13 protein-coding genes are annotated in these 19,595 nt (G+C 66.1%); 2 read left to right on the top strand and 11 right to left on the bottom strand.

What is annotated here, in order from left to right; translation table 11 throughout:
• Positions 1-10: 10 nt before the first annotated feature.
• Entirely contained in the window at positions 11-487 is a 477-nt protein-coding gene (locus tag BWR19_03500) for a hypothetical protein (GenBank protein ID APX92078.1), read from the top strand.
• Between the two features lie 55 nt (positions 488-542).
• Here the strand turns inward: BWR19_03500 and BWR19_03495 are convergent, their stop codons facing one another.
• Entirely contained in the window at positions 543-962 is a 420-nt protein-coding gene (locus tag BWR19_03495) for a hypothetical protein (protein ID APX92077.1), read from the bottom strand.
• A gap of 85 nt (positions 963-1,047) precedes the next feature.
• The gene (locus BWR19_03490; protein APX92076.1) at positions 1,048-1,518 is read right to left on the bottom strand and encodes a hypothetical protein; all 471 of its coding nucleotides are present in this window, start codon (positions 1,516-1,518) and stop codon (positions 1,048-1,050) included.
• 342 nt (positions 1,519-1,860) lie between these two features.
• Here BWR19_03490 and BWR19_03485 point away from each other — a divergent pair, with 342 nt between their 5' ends.
• Positions 1,861-2,175: a high potential iron-sulfur protein gene (locus tag BWR19_03485; GenBank protein APX92075.1), complete on the top strand. Its 315-nt coding sequence runs from the start codon at positions 1,861-1,863 to the stop codon at positions 2,173-2,175.
• A gap of 80 nt (positions 2,176-2,255) precedes the next feature.
• Here the strand turns inward: BWR19_03485 and BWR19_03480 are convergent, their stop codons facing one another.
• From BWR19_03480 to BWR19_03440, 9 genes are all read right to left on the bottom strand, one after another.
• Positions 2,256-3,812 (bottom strand): SpoVR family protein, encoded by a 1,557-nt coding sequence (locus tag BWR19_03480; GenBank protein ID APX92074.1) that lies wholly within the window; start codon positions 3,810-3,812, stop codon positions 2,256-2,258.
• A 23-nt stretch (positions 3,813-3,835) separates the two neighbouring features.
• Positions 3,836-5,116 (bottom strand): hypothetical protein, encoded by a 1,281-nt coding sequence (locus BWR19_03475; protein APX92073.1) that lies wholly within the window; start codon positions 5,114-5,116, stop codon positions 3,836-3,838.
• A 15-nt stretch (positions 5,117-5,131) separates the two neighbouring features.
• Positions 5,132-7,054 carry a PrkA family serine protein kinase gene (locus tag BWR19_03470; protein APX92072.1) on the bottom strand — a complete coding sequence of 641 codons (1,923 nt, stop codon included), beginning with the start codon at positions 7,052-7,054 and terminating at the stop codon, positions 5,132-5,134.
• Between the two features lie 308 nt (positions 7,055-7,362).
• Positions 7,363-7,992 (bottom strand): hypothetical protein, encoded by a 630-nt coding sequence (locus tag BWR19_03465; GenBank protein ID APX94884.1) that lies wholly within the window; start codon positions 7,990-7,992, stop codon positions 7,363-7,365.
• A 55-nt stretch (positions 7,993-8,047) separates the two neighbouring features.
• Positions 8,048-9,037 carry a hypothetical protein gene (locus BWR19_03460; protein APX92071.1) on the bottom strand — a complete coding sequence of 330 codons (990 nt, stop codon included), beginning with the start codon at positions 9,035-9,037 and terminating at the stop codon, positions 8,048-8,050.
• Positions 9,038-9,098: 61 nt separating this feature from the next.
• Positions 9,099-10,088 carry a hypothetical protein gene (locus tag BWR19_03455; GenBank protein ID APX92070.1) on the bottom strand — a complete coding sequence of 330 codons (990 nt, stop codon included), beginning with the start codon at positions 10,086-10,088 and terminating at the stop codon, positions 9,099-9,101.
• Between the two features lie 129 nt (positions 10,089-10,217).
• Complete coding sequence (locus BWR19_03450; GenBank protein ID APX92069.1) at positions 10,218-11,636, bottom strand: hypothetical protein; 1,419 nt, start codon at positions 11,634-11,636, stop codon at positions 10,218-10,220.
• A 10-nt stretch (positions 11,637-11,646) separates the two neighbouring features.
• Complete coding sequence (locus BWR19_03445) at positions 11,647-14,061, bottom strand: hypothetical protein (protein APX92068.1); 2,415 nt, start codon at positions 14,059-14,061, stop codon at positions 11,647-11,649.
• Positions 14,054-19,435, bottom strand: a complete 5,382-nt coding sequence (locus BWR19_03440) for a hypothetical protein (GenBank protein ID APX92067.1) — start codon at positions 19,433-19,435, stop codon at positions 14,054-14,056. The genes BWR19_03445 and BWR19_03440 overlap by 8 nt, the downstream gene beginning before the upstream one ends.
• Positions 19,436-19,595 lie beyond the last annotated feature (160 nt).

Below are 19,595 nucleotides of genomic sequence, written 5' to 3'. Positions count from 1 at the left end.
GGACGCGACCATGGCCAAGACCTCTCCCCCCAAGATTCCACAGCGTTCGATCAAGAGTCGCGCCTCCTTCGGCGGGCACCCGCTGCACCCGGTGATGATCCACTTCCCGGTGGCCGCGCTGATGGCACTGGTGGCCAGCGACCTGGCCTACCTGTTGACCGGCGATCCGTTCTGGGCGCGTGCCAGCCTGTGGCTGGCCGGCGTCGGTGCCTTCGGCGGCTGGATCGCCAGCGTCGCGGGCATCATCGACCTGGTCACGGTCAAGCGCATACGCCGCCTGATCACCGGCTGGTGCCACGCCATCATCGCCGTGATGATGCTCTCGCTGGCCTCGCTCAACTGGCTGTTCCGGCTCGACGACCCCAGCGACATGCTGCCCTGGGGGCTGGCCCTGTCGCTGATGACCGCGGCGATGATCGCCCTGGCCGGTTGGCTCGGCGGCCAGCTGGTCTACGAGCATGCGGTGGGGGTCGACGTCGACGACTGAGCGCGGCGGCCGTGTCCCTGGCGAGTGCTGCATTCGGCGTCTCCTCATGAGTGGGTCAGGCGAACGGCTTGGCCAGTACCAGTGCGATGACCGCCAGCATCAACACAGAGGCGAGCGTGGCAATCAGGGCGCTCAGCGTCCATACCCCCCGCCAGTGCTGCTGCTCGACGCGCAGGATCAGCCAGCCGCACAAGGCATGGCACACGACCATGCCGACCACCGCGGCCAGCTTGAGTACCAGCCAGCCGCCGGTCAGGCCATGCACCAGAAACAGCAGCGTGCCGGAGGCGATGGCCAGCAGCGCAGCCGGCGTCGCGGCACTGTTGAACAGGTAGCGGGGAATTGGCGGGGCATCGTGGTCGAAGCCGCCGTCGGCGCGCTGACGCACGCTGGCCATCAGCAGAGCGGGAAGATAGAGCAGTGCACCGCACCAGCAGACCAGTGCGGCAATATGCACGAACTTGATCCACGGCATGGCGGCATCCTTGCGTAGCGATTCGAATCAGAACGTTATGCCAACACCCTACCCCAGCCACGGCCCGGGCGCCAAGCGCCGCCGCTCACCGCGACGACGACTCGAGTGACAGCAGCCGTGCCTTGAGCGCCTCGCCGCCGCTATAGCCGCCCATGCCGTCGGCGGCCACCACCCGGTGGCAGGGGATCAGCAGCGGCAGCGGGTTGGCACCGTTGGCCGCACCGATGGCTCGCGCCGCGCCATCACGCCCCAGCCGCTTGGCCAGCTCGCCGTAGGTGCGCGTCTCGCCATAGGGAATGCGCAGCAGGGCCGCCCATACCTGGCGTTGGAAGTCGCTGCCCTGGGGCGCCAGATCGAGACTGAAACTGCGCCGCCGCCCGTCGAGATAGGCCAGCACCTGGTCGCGGGCGGCCGCCAGGGCAGCATCGTCACGCTGCCAGTCGTCGCCGATCTCGAGGCTCGCTTCGCCCTCGAGCATTACCAGATGCGCCAGGCCACGCTCGTCGCCGGCCAGCAGGATCTCGCCGAACGGCGAGGCAAACTGGGTATAACGCATGACGTCTCCTTATTGTGTGGTGCCGCGGTGAGCAGCGCGACATCTCGACGCAGATTCGCGAATCGCCGCACAGATGCACTAGCATAGAACGAACTGCACGCCGTGGGTGGTGTCATAAGCAGGCTGATGACTGACCCGTGTCTGCAGGATAGCGTCAGTCTCGCGCATGATTCGAGGCGCGCACAGCGGGGCCAGCCAACGCTTGCCCCACCCCAGAGGCGGATCACCGCCCGAGCATGGCCGACCCCGAGGTCGCCATCATCAACCGTGAAGACCGTGAAGGGAGTCTTCGCCGCCCCTGGCAGGGCGCGACGAACCCCTGAAGGATGATAAGGAGATACCATGGCTAACCAGAGTCGTCGTGACTTCATGCGTAACAGTCTGCTGGGCATGGCCGCCCTGCCGCTGGGTGCGGGCATTCTGTCCAAGAGCGCCTTCGCCGACAGCCTGCCGCGTCTGGACCCGGACTCCCCCGAGGCCGAGGCCCTCAACTACGTGGAAGAAGCCAGCGATGCCAGCGATCACCCCGCCTATGAAGAGGGCGAGCGCTGCGACAACTGCATGTTCTATACCGAGGCCAACGAAGGTTGCTCGCTGTTCCCGGAAAACAGCGTCGAGCCGGCGGGCTGGTGCCAGTCGTGGGTTGAAATGAGCTGATACAGCGTCGTTTCAGCGCCACAAAAAACGCCGCTTCGTGCGGCGTTTTTTTGTCTCCTCCACCGCCACGGCGGGCCGTGTCAGGTCGAGTCCCGTCGCCCCTCCTCGGGCAGCGGCCACTGATAGCGGCGCACCACCTCGCCCTCCTCCACCGATTCCAGCCGTACCTTGAAGCCCCATAGCTGATGCAGGTGGCGCATCACCGGATAGACGCTCTTGGCCAGCGGCCGACGACGATCCTGAACGTGACGCAGCGCCAGTGAGCGATCGCCACGGATGTCGGCAGCGTAGATCTGAATATTGGGCTCGCGCACCGACAGCGCATACTGCACCGACAGCGCCTCACGCACCCGCCGATAGCCCCGCTCATCGTGTATGGCGCTGACCTCGAGCATCTCCTCCTGGTCATCGTCGACCACGCTGAACAGCTTGAGATCGCGAATCACCTTGGGCGACAGGAACTGCTGAATGAAGGACTCGTCCTTGAAATTGCGCATCGCGAAGTGCAGCGTTTCCAGCCAGTCGCTGCCGGCGATATCGGGGAACCACTCGCGATCCTCGTCGGTGGGTGACTCGCAGATCCGCTTGATGTCGCTGAACATGGCGAACCCCAGCGCATAGGGGTTGATACCGCTGTAGTGCGGACTGTCGAAGTCGGGCTGGTTGACCACCGCGGTATGCGACTGCAGGAACTCGAGGATCAACCCCTCGTCGACCAGGCCATCGTCGAACATGCGGTGCATCAGGGTGTAGTGCCAGAAGGTCGCCCAGCCCTCGTTCATCACCTGGGTCTGGCGCTGGGGATAGAAATACTGCGCCAGCTTGCGCACGATGCGCACGATCTCACGCTGCCAGGGCGCCAGCAGCGGTGCGTTCTTCTCGATGAAGTAGAGCAGGTTCTCCTGGGGCTCCGGCGGATAGCGCTGATGCTGATGCAGGCCGAGCGGGTCGTCGTCATTCGGCAGCGCCTCCTCGGAATCGCTGCCGGCGAGGTTGGGAATGGTCCGCCACAGGGTGTTGACCTGGGCCTGCAGGTAGGCCTCGCGCTCCTTCTGGCGCTGGACCTCCTCGGCGGCGGAGATCGGCGAGGGGCGCTTGTAGCGGTCGACCCCGTAGTTCTGCAGCGCATGGCAGGCATCGAGCAGCTGCTCCACCGCCGCCACGCCGTGGCGCTCCTCGCACTCGGCGACGTACTTCCGCGCGAACACCAGGTAGTCGATGATCGAGGAGGCGTCGGTCCAGGTGCGGAACAGGTAGTTGCCCTTGAAGAAGGAGTTGTGGCCGTAGCAGGCGTGGGCCATCACCAGCACCTGCATCATCAGGGTGTTCTCCTCCATCAGGTAGGCGATGCAGGGGTCGGAGTTGATCACCAGCTCATAAGCCAGGCCCATCTGGCCACGCCGATAGGCCTGCTCCACGGCCAGGAACTGCTTGCCGAACGACCAGTGATGGTAGCCCACCGGCATGCCCACGCTGGCATAGGCGTCCATCATCTGCTCGGAGGTAATCACCTCGATCTGGTTGGGGTAGGTGTCGAGGCGATATTCGTCGGCCAGCCGGGCGATCTCGCGCTCGAAGGTATCGAGCACCTCGAAGTTCCAGTCGGACCCGCTGGCAATCGGCTTGCGTAACGTCATGTACTGCCCTCCCCGGCGTGCCGTCAGGCCTCTTCGCGACGTCTGAACAGCTCGCGGAATACCGGATAGATATCGTTGCCTTCGACGATCTGACGCATGGCGAAGCGCGACGGGAAGCGCGCCGCCACCGTCTCGTACTCCTCCCATAGCGCCTGGTGGGCGTGGGGGGTGATCTCGACGTAGGTGAAGTACTGCAGCCGCGGCATCAGTGACTTGAGCAGCAGGTCGCGGCAGGTAGTGGAGTCATCGTCCCAGTTGTCGCCGTCCGAGGCCTGGGCCACGTAGAGGTTCCACTGCCCCGGTGGATAGCGGTCGGTGATGATCTCGTCGACCAGCGTCAGCGCGCTGGAGACGATGGTGCCGCCGGTCTCGCGCGAGTAGAAGAACTCCTCCTCGTCGACCTCCTTGGCCGCGGTGTGATGGCGCACGAAGACCAGCTCGACCTTCTCGTAGTTGCGCTCGAGAAAAAGGTAGAGCAGCAGGAAGAAGCGCTTGGCGATGTCCTTGTGCCCCTGGGTCATCGACCCCGAGACATCCATGATGCAGAACATCACCGCCTTGTTGGAGGGCTGCGGCTGGTTGGTGAGGTTGTTGTAGCGCAGGTCGTAGGTGTCGATGAACGGCACCGCCTCGAGGCGCTTCTCGAGCCGCTCGATTTCGGCCTTGAGTTCCGCGATGCGCGCCGGATTGCGCAGCACCGCATCCTTGCGCTCCTCAGCGTCGAGGGCCTCCTGGACCTCGCGCAGGGCGCGGCGGATCGGCGCGCGCATGGCGATGCGCCGGGCGTGAGCCTCGCGCATCGAGCGCACGATATTGATCCGCGCCGGGACCCCGTCGCGAGAAATACCCGCGCGCACCGGGCGCACCTCCTCGAGGTCCTTCAACTGCTTGCGCTCCAGATGCGGCAGCGCCAGGCCGTCGAACACGAAGTCGAGAAACTCCTCGCGGGTTAGGCTGAAGGCGAATTCGTCCATGCCTTCGCCCTGGTTGGAGGCGCCCCCCTCGCCGGCGCCGCCCCCTCCGCCGCCACCCGGCCGGCGCAGGCGATCGCCCTCGACGAACTCCTTGTTGCCCGGCGCGACGATGGTGCGCTCGCCACCCTGGCCGTGCTGGAACACAGGCTCCGAGATGTCACGCGCGGGAATCGAGACCTTCTCGCCGCGCTCCATGTCGGTAATCGAGCGACGGTTGACCGCCTCCTCCACCGAGCGCTTGATATGCGTGCGGTAGCGGTCGAGGAAGCGCTGGCGGTTGACCGCGCTCTTGTGCTTGGCGTTGGCTCGCCGATCGATGAAATAGGTCATGGCGACCTCCTCGGCCTACTGCGATTTGCGAACCCGCAGGTACCACTCGGAGAGCAGCCGCACCTGTTTCTCGGTATAACCGCGATCGACCATGCGCGCGACGAAGTCCTCGTGTTTCTTCTGGTCTGCCGTGGATGCCTTGGCATTGAAGGAGATCACCGGCAGCAGCTCCTCGGTGTTGGCGAACATCTTGTGCTCGATCACCCCGCGCAGCTTCTCGTAGGACTGCCAGCTGGGATTCATGCCGTTGTTCTGGGCTCGCGCGCGCAGCACGAAGTTGACCACCTCGTGGCGGAAATCCTTGGGGTTGGAGATGCCCGCCGGTTTCTCGATCTTCTCCAGCTCCTCGTTGAGCGACTGGCGATTGAACAGCTCGCCGGTCTCGGGATCGCGGTACTCCTGGTCCTGGATCCAGAAGTCGGCGTAGGTCACGTAGCGGTCGAAGATGTTCTGGCCGTACTCGGAATAGGACTCCAGATACGCCGTCTGGATCTCCTTGCCGATGAAGTCGACGTAGCGCGGCGCCAGGTACTCCTTGATATAGCGCAGGTAGCGCTCGTGGGCCTCCTTGGGCAGCTGTTCCTGCTCGAGGCGCTGCTCGAGCACGTAGAGCAGGTGCACCGGGTTGGCGGCAATCTCGTGGTTGTCGAAGTTGAACACCTTGGAGAGGATCTTGAAGGCGAAACGGGTGGAGAGCCCGTCCATGCCCTCGTCGACGCCTGCAGAGTCGCGATACTCCTGGATCGACTTGGCCTTGGGGTCGGTGTCCTTGAGGTTCTCCCCGTCATAGACCCGCATCTTGGAGTAGACGCTGGAGTTCTCCGGTTCCTTGAGCCGCGACAGCACCGAGAACTGCGCCAGCATGCGCAGGGTGTCCGGCGCGCAGGGCGCCTGGTTGAGCGACGAGTGCTCGAGCAGCTTCTTGTAGATGTTGATCTCTTCGGTGACGCGCAGGCAGTAGGGCACCTTGACGATATACACGCGGTCGAGGAAGGCCTCGTTGTTGCGGTTGTTGCGGAACGCCTGCCACTCGCTCTCGTTGGAGTGCGCCAGCACCACGCCATCGAAGGGGATCGCGCCCATGCCTTCGGTGGGGTTGTAGTTGCCCTCCTGGGTGGCGGTCAGCAGCGGATGCAGCACCTTGATCGGCGCCTTGAACATCTCGATGAACTCCATCAGCCCCTGGTTGGACTTGCACAGCCCACCGGAGAAACTGTAGGCGTCCGGGTCGTCCTGGGAGTAGAGCTCGAGCTGGCGGATATCCACCTTGCCCACCAGCGAGGAGATGTCCTGGTTGTTCTCGTCGCCGGGCTCGGTCTTGGAGATGGCGATCTGGTTGAGCCGCGACGGGTAGAGCCTGACCACCTTGAACTGCGAGATATCGCCGCCGTACTCCTTGAGCCGCTTGGCCGCCCAGGGCGACATCACGCTCTTCAGGTAGCGCTGCGGGATGCCGTACTCCTTCTCGAGCAGCTCGCCATCCTCCTCGGGTGAGAACAGCCCCAGCGGCGATTCGAACACCGGCGAGCCCTTGATGGCATAGAACGGGACCTTCTCCATCAGCAACTTGAGGCGCTCGGCCAGCGACGACTTGCCGCCCCCCACCGGGCCCAGCAGGTAGAGGATCTGCTTGCGCTCCTCGAGGCCCTGGGCGGCGTGGCGGAAGTAGGCGACGATCTGTTCGATCGCCTCCTCCATGCCGTAGAACTCGGAGAATGCCGGGTAGCGGCGGATCACCTTGTTGGAGAAGATCCGCGATAGCCGGGAGTCCTTGGCAGTATCGATCACCTCGGGCTCGCCGATGGCCACCAGCATCCGCTCGGCGGCGGTGGCGTAAGCGGTGGGCTCGCTGCGACACAGTTCCAGGTATTCCTGCAGGCTGATCTCTTCCTGCTGAACGCGTTCGTAGCGGTTCTGCACATGATCGAAGATGCTCATCGAAGCCTCCTTAAGCGCGGACCCTCGGCGGCAGCGTCGAACCTCTTGCCGGGCGAGGTGACTCTATCAGCGTAGACAGAATTAGGCGGCGCTGGTTGGACACCGGACGCCGCAGATTCAACGCTAGTCGTCTCGACGGGACCGTTACCCCTCAGAGCGCGTTTGGGCGAGCAAGTTCGTTGAATACCGTTGATCATATGCGGTGCGTGAGGCGTCACTCTACCGCAAGGGGGGGGAGCCGGCGGGATCCGCCGGCATCCATGGTGCGCATGCTCCGGTGCATACTCGTGACATGCGCCTGACGAGCTTCAGCGAGCCGCCTGCTCACGCACGGCGTCGAGATCCCAGTCACGCAGCAGCTCCACTGCCGCGTCCTCAGTCTCGAGGTTCTGGCCGCTAACCTGCATCAGAATTCGACTATCGAGCAGCAGAGACACCTCAGCCTGAGAGCGTTCGGGCTCCCATTTGACAATGGCCATCTCCCGCCCCATGCGCTCCCGCTCCAGCTCGGGCTGGGCCGCGATCAGTGCCGGATTGTTGAACATCGCCGCCATGCCCTGGACCATGGGATGGTCGACCATCAAGGTGGCTTCCATCTGGCCGTTGCCATCCTCCTCGCGATACTGACGTTCCAGCATCGCGCCGCCGCCGCCCAGCATGGCGGCGGCCCCACCGTCCCCGGCGGAATGGGCTTCCCCGGCGCTCCAGCCCGCCGGGGGCTCGGGAAAGGTCTCGGCGATTCGCCCGGCTTCCCGACTGCGGATGTCGTTGATGGCGAACTCCAGCTCGGCGATCGCACCGCCGTAGTCCTCTTCCTCGTAGAGTGCCAGGCCCAGCTCGATCTGTTCGACCACGTCATCGGCCGACGCCGAAGCAGCGACCGTTAGCGAAAGTCCAACCCCCAGCAGGGCAGCGCTCAGCGTGCGTTGTCTTGGCATTATCATCACCCTTCCTCGTCAAAATGCGTTCCCGGCCGCCGCTCAGTGCAGCGGCTTACTCGTCCAGCGCGAGCCAGTGCAGACTCCCCTCGAGGCGCACGTCATCCTCACCGCTGGCATCGATGCTGAACTCGGCATCGAAACGCTCGCCGTTGGCCGCCAGCGTCAACTCACCGTCGACTTCATCGACGTCATGCCGAGTGAACTGAGCCCGCACGCTGTCATCATCGCGACCTGCCTGGACCGGATAACTTCCCGCTGCTGCCCCCGACGGCAGGTAGAGGTAGACCCCGTGGCCAATGTTCAGCATGTTGTCGCGGCTGGTGACACGGGCCAGCCTGGACTCGGCTTCCCCGTTGACGGTCAGCTCATACTCCACCTCGGACTGCAGCGTCAGCGGCAGATCCTTGACCGCCCCCTCGCTCGCCACCCGGCTTGCGTCCTCGCCACGCCCGTCGGCGGCCTCCAGCTGCCAGGCGGCATTGACCCGGTCAGAGTATTCGTCCAGATAGACGCTGCCCGAGACCTGACGCGCAAAGGTCCAGGCCATGCCGTCACCGCGGACATGGGCCTGGACCTGGTCGTCATCGGCATCGGAAAAGCCGGCCACCTGATAGCGGTTACCCGCCTCGGCGCCTTGCGGCAACACCAGCGTGACCCAGGCGCGTACGACATCGTCGGGGTCATCCTCGTGAGTGGCATCGGTATAGATTGAAATGGCGTAGGGCCCGTCGGCATTGCTGCCACTGCGGGAAGAACCGCTCCCCCGGGCGGGCCGAAAGGTATCGTTGCTCACCCCGCCGTAGCGCGGGTCATCCGCCGTGGTATATTCGCCCGTGGAGGTGACGGCACCGCTGATAGACAGCGTCGACTCACCGCTCTCAACGCTCTCCAGCAAGTCTGCCAGCTCGCCGCTGTCAGCACCCGAGGTGCCGGCTGCATCCTCCGCCTGCTGGTCATTGGCAGCGTCATCACACCCTGCCAATAAGCCCAGACTGGCTACAAGCACGCCTACCCGCCATGCGCTATTGCTCCCATGGGTCATGTCCGTTTCACTCCCTATTACCGACTTGTTATTAGCCTGCCGACAGCCTACTCGGCAGCGCTCAACGTGAGGGCTGCGCGCCTTGCGTTTCGCTGCCGTGGCCTGCCGCGCCCGCCTCGCTGGCCTTGCCCTTGAGCGTGCGGAACTTGGCGGACAGGCCATCCAGTTTGGCCTCCCACTCCGGGTCGGGGGTCTGCCCCTCGATGGTCTTGAAGTAGGCCTGCATCATGCAGGTGACGGCGAAGGGCTCCAGCACCGCCACCTTGACGCTCCAGGCGAACAGTAGCGCCACGATGACGCCGGTGGCCGACCAACCGCCGGGAATCAGATAGGCCACCAGCGCCGCCGGTGCCAACATGATCAGGAAGATGACGAAGGAGAGTCCGTAGACGATCAACGCCAGCCAGGCGGCATTCTTGAACATTGGCTTGAGGTTCTGGCCATACAGCACTAGCCCATCCCGGGAGGCGCCCCAGGGATTCTCGGCCCGGGTGCGAAAGCTGTAGGCCAGGATTACCTCGTCGATAAACCCCACGGCGATGCGCAAGAACATCTGCAGCAGCCGCAGGAACTGCCGCGCGCCGGGAATCGGCAGCAGCCCGAAAATGCCTCGCACCAGGCCGGTGAGGACACGCAGCACGCCCTTGATCAGCTGGTCCACTGCGAACAGGGCACTCGCCTGACCAAAGCGCTCCTTGACCGAGGCACTGGCGTGCTGAATCTGACTGCGCCCATGGGGCAACGACTGGCCGTCGAGCAGTTCCACCAGCACCGCGATATGCCCGGCCTTGACCATATACAGCAGGTACTCGCGCAGCACATACATCACGACGCCGACGATGCCGAAGCCGGCGACGCCGCCCCAGAAGGTGCTGGCGGCACGAAAGCCCTCGTCGCCCAGGCCGCCGATTCCCCAGCCGACCCCAGCGCCGACGCCGGTCATCAGCACATACGCCAGGGCGACGCCGAAATAGACAGCCAGCCGAAAGAGCACGAAGGGCAGCGTCTTGACCATTAGGCCAAGCGCCCTGCCGATGTTGAAATCCCACATGATGCCCCCTGCACAGAAAGCGTATCGTTAGTTGTCTGAGCGTGAGCGTTGCGCTCACCCCATGAGACTAATCAGCCTTTTGCCACTTGGCCCCGTTCGTTCACAGGGGAAAGGCCGGCGCTGGAACCGTCACTCCGCAACGGAGAGACTCACCTGCTCTATCACGGCGACACCGCCATACTCGAATTCGAGGGTTTCGATGTCCGTGGAGTAGCGATAGAGCAGTTGGAAGTGGCGCGGCTCATCGTCCGCCGGTAGCCAGAAGGGCTCCTGTTGCGCCATCGGCCCGGCCTGATAGACGCCCAGCAGCTCGCCTTCCGGCTCGCGCGGTCGCAGCCGACTGCCGACCTCCATCATGCCGCCGACCTCGCTGCGGTTGGCCATCGCCGCCTCGATCCAGACCAGCGTCTCACCCGCCGCGGCGGTATGGCCGGCGAAGCTGTCGCCTAGCGTCAGGTCATGGATCCGAAAGCCAATCGGGCCATCCTCTATCGACGCTCTCGGCTCGGCGTGCGGCTCACGCTCGCCCTCCTCGAGCGCGAAGCGCAGGGCCGGGCGAATCTCCGAGGAGATATCGGTACCGCCAAACTGCGGCATATAGGCCACCAGCTCGATATGTTCGGCGTCCTCGGGTATCGGGAACACCGCCTTGCCGCCGGCCCAGGCATCGGGGAGCAGCGCCGGGTCATCGCCCAGGGTGCTGAGCTCGAGGTTGCGCACATAGGCATGACGCCCGTCCACCACCGCTTGCAGCAGCCCCGGCGCCTCGATGTACTCCATCACGCGGCGCAGCGATGCCTGCGCCTCACGCTCGGCCGAGGCATCCAGCGCCCGGGCATCCACTGGAGTTCGCCACTCCCCCTGGCCGCGCAGGTCCACCACCAGCCACTGCATCGCCTCGGGAGCCGCCTCGCCCTGCCAGCGGTCATGACGATCCACGTCGTGAACGCCCAGCGACAACAGGTCGTGGCCCTGCCGGCGATTTGCCTGCTCCGCGCCCTCATCGGGCTCGGCCCGCTCACCCAGCAGCGGCACCACGATGGGCGCATACTGGTCGTGGTAGTAGTGCAGCGATAGCTGCGACAGCGCCTCGTCGGGCACGGCGAACGCCACTTCCCCGTGGCGCCTGGCGCCGGCTCGAGGCAGCACGAACTCGTCCTCCAGCTGCGAATCATTGGGCAGGATCGGCCGCGTCACCTGACGGTCGTCCACCAGCAGGTAGAGCTGACGCTCCAGCGATGCCACCAGCAATGGCTCGGGATAGCCCTGGCCGAACACCAGGTCGCTGGGCATCCAGCTGTCGAAGCGCAGCGCCAGCGTGACCCAGCGCTTCCCCGGCGGTGGCGCCTGGCCGTTCAGCTCATCGCTGAACGCCATGTCCTTGACGTGCAGGGTGACGGCACGGTTGCACCCCACGGCCGGGAGGCCCTCCCGCACCGCCTCGGCGCAGGGCGTCTGGGCCGCCAGCGGTGTCGCTGTCCACAGGCCTAGCAAGGCCAGCAGCCCCCCCATGCCGAGCAAGGCCTGGCGCGTGCGTGACGGGTTCATTGGCATCTCCTCAGTTGCAGCGGCCCCAGGAATCCACGATGTACCCGGCACCCTCCCCGGCCACGTCGCCGGCCACCTTGCCGATACCCGCCGAATTGAGCCGGTCGAAGGCGCCTCCGGAGACCAGCTCACGCCCGATGACGATATTGATGTCATGGGCCTCGGCGAGCCCTCCCAGTCCAGCGCTGACGGCGCTGCCGATCATCTCCTGGGCCGCGGCATCCTGGGTGCAGCACAGCGGGTCGCTGGCGGTAAACAGGCAACTCCAGATGCTCTGCACCATGCCGACCGCGCCCATGGCGCTGTCGCCGGCACTCATCAGGGTCAGGATCCCCTCGACGTACTGACCGCGACGATCACGACCGTAGCCGAGCAGATCACCGCTGCTGGGGTCGAGCTGCCACCAGGTCGGCGCAGCGTCGCGTGCCGGGGTGTCGGGCAGAAGCAGTGTCTGCCCCTCCTCGAGTCGCGCAGCGAAGTGCGCCTCGAGGTCGGCTTGTGGCCGCCAGCCAAGCGCCTCGAGACCTTCCAGGCTGGTCACCTGGTGCCACTGCCGCTCCTCACGCAAGTCGTGCAGGAAAGCCTGAGCCGTGTTGCCCAGGGCCGCGTGTTCGTCGGCCGCAAGCTCGGCCTCCAGCAGGGTGTCCAGCGCCCCCTGGGCCAGCCGGGTCGCGGCCACCCGCTCGCCGCTGGGCACCGTGACCCGATTATCGAGGATGTCGAACCCCTCGCGCCGCCGGTGCTCGCCCGCCTCGAACTCCATCAGCGTCACGTACCCCAGCAGGTTGAGGCGCGTCAGCGCGACGCTTTCAGGATCAGGACTGTAGGCCAGCCGCATGGCGGCAAGCTGATCCAGCGCCGATCGGCGGATATTGCGCGACTCGAGGGCCTCGCCGATGAAGCTGTCGTCCCCCTGGGCGCCGAGGTAGGCGCCAGCCAGGGCCGCCTGACGGTTGTTCATCAGCCCTTCATAGTCCCAGGCGGCCAGCTGCGCCGGCGGCACCCAGGTCGTCTGGCCAAGCACCGTCATAGTGCTCAACAGCTCGACGGCGCGCTGCTCGCGCAGGCTCTCATCGACCTCGAAACTCTCGACGCCAGCGCTGCGTCTGTCGGGACCAATCAGGTCCATCAGCGGACGCTCGACGGTGTGCGTCTCACGCCCCGGCGCCTCGACGTGGAAGCGCGTGATCACTGCGCTCAACTCCGGCGGCGTCTCCGGCTCGTCGGCGCCCAGACCGCCTACGCCCACCTCGCCCAGCGCACTGCCGGCTTCGCCGAAGGCGCCGGCAATGGAGGCCTGAGAGCCGAGATCGACAACGCTACCGTCGGCCATGATGCCGTACTGGCGCTCGAGGCTGTCACCCAGGCGCAGGTAGGGCACCCACTGCTCCTGGGTAAACAGCTCGTCCGGCAGGCTATCTAGCGCAAGGCTCCCATCGAGCAGCGACTGGGGCGACGGTAGCGCCATGGGATAGAGCTCAAGGTGCAGTTGCTGACCCAGCAGTTCGGCGGTCGGCAGTCGATGCGAGAAGGCCACCGCCTCCTTCAGTCGACCGCCTTCGAGCTGCTCGGCAACCACTTCAATGCGCAACCAGTGGCGAGCCGATTCGGGGAGCGCCTCGGGATAGTGGCTCTCGAGGTCGCCTGCCTCGATCAGCCGTTCGCCTGGGGCATGCTCCGGCAGCGCCGGATCGAAGTCCGACCAGCCATCGGCGGTGCGCTGCTGCACCCACCAGTGATCGGTCGGGCGGTCATCGCTGAGATCGGCGTCGTCTGGGACCGCGCCCAGCAGCGCGGTCAACCCCTCGGCCAGCCGCTGACTATCGGCCAGCAGCCTCGCCCGCCGTGTGTCGGCGGCCTCGCGCTGCTCCAACAGCGCCTCGGCCATGGCCTCGGGGTCGCTCTGGAGCCGCTCGGACAGGGCCGCGATCGACGCCTCGGAGAGGTCCATCTCGACGGGGCCATCTGGCCGCCTGGCCACCGCGTCGTCGGCCCAGGCCGAGTCGAGCCGCTCAAGCGCCTCTTCGGAGAGTTCGGTGCGGGCCAGGCGCACGGTGTGGCCGGCGTCCTCCATCAGCGCCGCCAGCAGCAGGGCACGGTCCAGGCTGGAGCCCATGCGATCCTGCATTACCCCGGCCGCCCCGCGCAGCTCTCCCGCATAGGGCAGCCAGCGGGTCTCGTCTCGCACCCATTCGAAGAGCGCCTCGGGGCGACTGCCCACCGCCTGCTGAGCCTCCGCGACCCGCAGGGTCTCCCACGGCAAGTCGTGATAGGCATCGCGCACGTTGCGGTCGAGGGTCAGCACGCGCTGCTCGAGATAGCGCTGGTCGCTCTCGCTCATGCCGGGCGCCCCCGGACACATCAGCGCTGCCGAGGCGATCGGCGCCAGCGTCAACGAGATACCCAACAGGGCCAGCCTAGTCATCACGCCCCACCTCCAGTGTCTTGTGCTGATTCGCTCCCAGCGTGAAGGCCCGGCGCTGCTCGCCCGCCTGGGTCTCAACCAGCAGCTCATACTCGCCCACGTCCAGCTCAACGGGGTCGTCATCCACCCGGCCCCGGGCAACCTCATCGCCGTCAACGTCGAGCACGCGCCAGGTGGCGGCCAGCGACTGGGCCAGCCCGGCCATCAACTCGTCGCCGTCGTGGCTGTCGAAGTACTCGCCGCCGCCACGGGCAGCGAAGCGCTCGAACTCGGCCTGCAGGCCGATCTCGTCGATATGGAAGCCGACGATATTGAGGCGCACGTCGACGCCTTCCGCGATCAGCTCATCGACCGAAGCCGCCACGTCGCCGTCGCAGGTCTCTTCGCCGTCGGTGAGCATCACCACCAGCCGCGGCTGGTCTTCGTAGCCGGCCAGGTCGTCTAGCACTGCATCCAGGGAGGCGGCCAGCGGCGTACGCGCCAGGTTGATGGCCTGGAGGCCATCCACCACCTCACGCACCTCGACGTGATTGCCGCTATCGGGCTCCACCAGCAGCTCTGTCTCACAGCTATGTGGCTCGGTGTGGCCATAGGCGCGCAGCGCCACCGGCACCTCATCGGGAATACGCTCGTCGAGGGTCTGCTGCACGATGCGCCGAGCCACTTCGATGCGCCGTCCACCCTCCATCTGGCGCAGCATGGAGCCCGATGCGTCGAAGATCAGGTGCACGACGCCGCCAGCCACCGCCGGCTGCTCGGGGTCGGCGTTGACGACGGCCAGCCGGCCGGGCTCCGGCGGTTCCTGATAGCGTGTCTCCAGCGTCAGCATGAACTCGCTGGGCTGGCGTAGCTCGCGCATGCCGGCCTCGAAGCCGCGAATCAGGTCGGTGCGGTCGGCGGTGTAGCGGTAGCGGCCATCGGCCACCTGGGCCCAGCTGAGCATTTGATTCTGGTACCAGCGGTTCTCGTCGGTGTCCTTGCGAGAGCCATGCGAGGCCTCCAGGCTGAAGATTCGTGGCCGAACCTCAGACAGAGGCTCCCAGGCGCCCAGGTCGCGGCCGGTCTGCTCGGCGTCGGTGATCAGGAAGATCGCACGCTGCCCCTCGCGCTGCGCCAGGGCGCGGCTGGCCAGGGCCAATGCAGGTTCCGAGTTGGAACTGCTGAACCTGCCGTCGTAGGCGGCGAGTGTCTGGGCCACCTGAGCGGGCTGCGTGGCCCAGCCATCGATCAGCAGGGGGCCCCCCAGCGGCAGCATGTTGAAGACCTCTTTGTCGGGTTCCAGTCCCTCGGCAAAGCGGTTCAGCGCCTGATAGATCGCCGGCTGGTGATTGGACAAACTGCCGCTGCCATCCCACAGGAAGACAATCGAGCGCGGCGGCTCGCTGACCGTGAGGCGGTACTCGCCTGCCGGGACATCCAGCGCCTCGGCCTGGCGGCGACCACTGCCGGCCGATGACCACTCGAGCGCCACCGCGTCGCCCTGCGCGTCATGCAGCGTCGCGCGCAGCCGCCCCCGAGCCGGCTCATCGAGCTCAAACGCCAGGGTGTTATCCGGCGCATCGAGGCTCAGCGCATAGTGGCGTGTATCTCCCGGCTCCTCGACCCGCCCCACGACACGATCCGTCAGGGCGTAAGGCGCCTCGGCATGACTATCGGAATCCTCGATCTCACGCGCCTGCTGGCGGCCGGCATCCTGCTCCGCCTCCAGCGGGCCGCGAGGACCGTCAAGCCCCCAGTGGCCGAGGATCGAGCGGCCGCTGTCGAGGGCATCGGCCTCGATCGCCTGCAGCGCTTCGGGGATACGCCAGCTGGCCCGACGCTCACCGTCAGGCATGTCGGGCTCGTCGAACACCAGACGCAGGTAGCGCATCCGCGGTGCGTCGGATAGCCCCAGGGTCGCCACCCCCTCATCGTCACGCGACAGGCTCCAGTCGGCCTGATGCTCCCAGGGCCCTACCGGCGATTCCAGCGTGGAATACACCGCCACCTCGTCCACCGGCAGACCATCCCAGTCGAGGTTCTCGACCCAGCGCAACTCATCGATCCGCGCCGCGCGCTGCTGCAGGAAGGCGAAAACCATCTCGACGCGCTCGCCGCTGATACGCTGGCCGCGCCGCACGCGGCGCTCACTCATCACCCCTCGATGGTTGTAGCGCTGCCCCTGAAAGCCATACAGGCTGCTGAGATCCGGCAGGGTGTAGACCCAGTGTCCGCCCAGCTCATGATCGAGCAGGTCATGGCGCCGTTCGGCCAGCTCACCGCTCGGCTCACCGAGCACCCGCAGCGCTCCACTGCCGTGGCGAGAGCGCCGCCGTTCGCCTTCGGCAAGAAAGATCGACAACGGCCGCAGTTGCACATAGCGTGCCTCCTGCGGCTCATCGAAGGGGAAAAACTGCTCGCCGTCGCGGCTGTCCAGCGCCAGGGTCGTTACCACCTCCAGATCGTCGAGGGATTCGCCCAGCGCGACCTCGACCGTTTGCCAGCGATAGCTGTGCGCATGCCGAGAGCGTTGATTGAGGGCCAGGCCATGCACACGTCCTCCCTCGCCGGCCAGACGGATCGGCGGCAGAGGCTCGCCCGGGTCGACATCGACTTCGATGGAACTCCCGGCACTGGCCATCGTGTCGATCAGGAAGTGCCCGCCGCGGGCAAGGCCGCCGAGGTCACTGTCCAGTTCATTGCCATCGGCATCGACGAAGTGCGCACCGAGGTGTCTCCAGGCCATGTCCACTTTGCCATCGAGCGGCGCTGGCACGGCAGGCACCAGCTGTGGATCCAGGGCCCCTGCAGTGGGGTCCATCTGCAGGTCATGGCGTGCCGTATGATCTCCCGCCGCGACGAACAGCGAGGGCGGGTCACTCCTCAGCATCTCGGGCGGCAGCGTCCAGGTCAGGGTCAGCTGGCGTTGCTCTCCGCCCTCCAGGGCGAGTGACTCGGGCAGCCCCGACAGCGACCATCCGGCCTGGCTGGCATGGGCTTGCATGGGTAGTTCCAGGGGCGACTCATCTTGATTGCTGACCGTCAGACGGGTCTCGAGGCGCTGGGCGTGGGGCTGAAAAGGCGGCAAGCGCCGGCTATCGCTGTCCAGCTCGACGGCGATGGGCGCCGTTTCAGGCGTATACGGTTGCGCCGGATCCTCCAGGGTCAGGTTCCTGGTGCCTCGACCGATGCTGGCCCAGACATACCACTGCTCCCCGCCGGGCACCGTTACGGCATAGCGACGCCGCTCGTCGGTCTCTTCTATCTCGAGCTCATTGCCATCCGCATCGACGAAGCGCAGTTGATCGCCGATGCGCCGCGCCTCGAAATGCAGCGTGCGAGTCTGCTCACTCAGCGGGAGCCGTTGATAGCCCTCGGCGTCATCCAGGCCCCTCGCTTCAGGGTTGATGACGCCGTCGTCGGGGACCAGGGCGGCCTGGTCGATGTGCTTGGCAAGCCCCGCCACGCCCTGATGGTGCCAGGGATCGCCGACCGCCAACGCGACGCGGTAGGGGGCTTGCGCAGGCGACTCCCCCTCGAGCCGCAGGACATAGTCCCCGGGGGGCAGCATCCTGCTGATGCGCGTATCGCGCTCCAGATCGAGCGTGCGCAGCACTTCGCTGCCCTGCCAGATCAATCGAGCCTCGAGACTCCCCGCCTCCGGCGGCGCCAGGTCCATCACCAGCCGGTTCTCGCCGGGCAGATGAAAGTGGAAGTGGTCCACGTCATCCTCACTGTGGAAATGCCCCTCGACGGCCTCGCCCAACCACAGCGGGTTGGCATCCTCCGGCTCGTCGTTGGGCTCCATCTCGCGGCCCGGCTGGGGTTGGCCAAGCGGCAGGGCCTCGAGACGGTAGTCGGTGTCCTGCCCTTCGACGAGGACTTGATAGCGCCCCGGCAGCAGGCGCACCGGGCTCAGCCGCCGCTGCTGCAGAGGCTCGCCGCGCCGTGACTGCGCGCTGTCGAGAAAAGGCCGACGGTCGCCATCATGGAAGAGTGCCAGGCGCTCGATAGGATCGCCTTCGGCATGCAGCTCCCAGACCTGGGTCTCGCCGCTGACCTGCAGCTCGAACCAGGCGCTGTCGCCGCCTTGCAAGCGCCCCTGACGGGCATCATCGGCTCTCAGCACCGCGGCCCAGTCACGGTTGTCGTTAGGCGCGCCCACCCAGCCGCGCCGCTCAGGCAAGTCCGCCTTCATCAGCCGCACCTCGGTGGGCACGGGATCATCGGCGCGGCGCGACAGCCGCAACTGCAGCAGGTAGTCGCCCGCCACGAGCTGCATCCGATCGAACAGCGCCTCGGCTGGGCCATCACGGCACACCGGGTCGCGGGCGTCGTCGCCGCGCCGGTTCAGACACACATCGATATCACGGTCGGTGTCGCCGACCACATCCAGCCGCTGTCCCGCCGCCGACTCATCCACCGAGAAAGCCAGGTACTGGCGCTGATTGGGCACCAGATCCAGCGCAGCCGTCTCATCGAGCCCGAACCACAGCGCCTCCTCTTGCGACGAGGCTTCGACCTCGACGACGTCCTGCTTCTCCGCGTCCGGCACGGGGCGCTGACCATCCTCGATCAGTTCCAGCCCGACTCGGCCGATGGCCTCGCCCTGGGGATGGCGCAGGTGCAGGCGACTGCCCTGGGTGAGATCCAGGCGTGTCCAGTGGTGTTGAACGGGTGAATCAGCGTGCACCTCGGCGATGCGCTCACCGGCGCCGTTCTCGATCCAGGCTTCCAGGGAAACCCCCAGTTCACCCAGCAGCTCGAGCCGCCACAGCAACTCCTCGGCGTCCTCCTCCGGGACCAGCGGGATCTGGTGCTCGGCCACGTCGAGATGGAAGAACCACACTCGACCAGGCGTCACCTCCAGCTCATCCGCCGCGTCGGGCCCGACCTGGCCACGCACCCTCAAGCGTCCCGCTTCGGTCAGGGTCAGCTGGTACTCACCGCCCATGCCCTGGGCCAGGAAGCCGATCAGGTGCTCTCCGGGAGGTACGATCAGCTGCTGGCGACGCTGCCGCGGCTGGTCGGCGCTGACGTCCATGGTCATCAGGCGCGTCTCCTCGGCCGCCGTCTCCTCGGGCTGCGCCTCTCCGAACTCGGCGACGCCGCTGGATGCCGGGGCTTGCTCCTCCGCAGGCCAGGTGAAGTGCACCTCGATGGCCGCCTCGGTATCGCCCTGCAGCTCGACCTGCCATAGCCGGTCGGTCTGATTGTCATCCAGCGCCCACCAGAACAGATCTGTGTCGTCGCCAGACACCTCGCCGACCAGCCGCGCCTCAGCGCTAACCGACTGGGCCTGCTCAGGCGTGTCATTGGGTTCCTGTGAGAACGTCACTTGCGGATAGGCATCGACACCCTGCGCGACTACCAGCGCCAGCAGCGCCGCGCCCACTCGGCCTGCGACTCGCATCCTGATTCCCCTGCTCTTGTTGTATGCCCCCAGCCTAGTGCAGGCACTTGCGTCTTCCCCCGTTCATTCGAACGGGGACAGCGCCGAGCAGCCGTCGGAAGATGAGATTCCTGATATTGGCTATGGTGACCATACCCCCATG

Source organism: Halomonas sp. 1513, from assembly GCA_001971685.1.
Classification (GTDB): Bacteria; Pseudomonadota; Gammaproteobacteria; order Pseudomonadales; family Halomonadaceae; genus Franzmannia.
The sequence above is the reverse complement of the archived record's forward strand: the minus strand, read 5'-3'. Positions and strand labels throughout refer to the sequence as shown.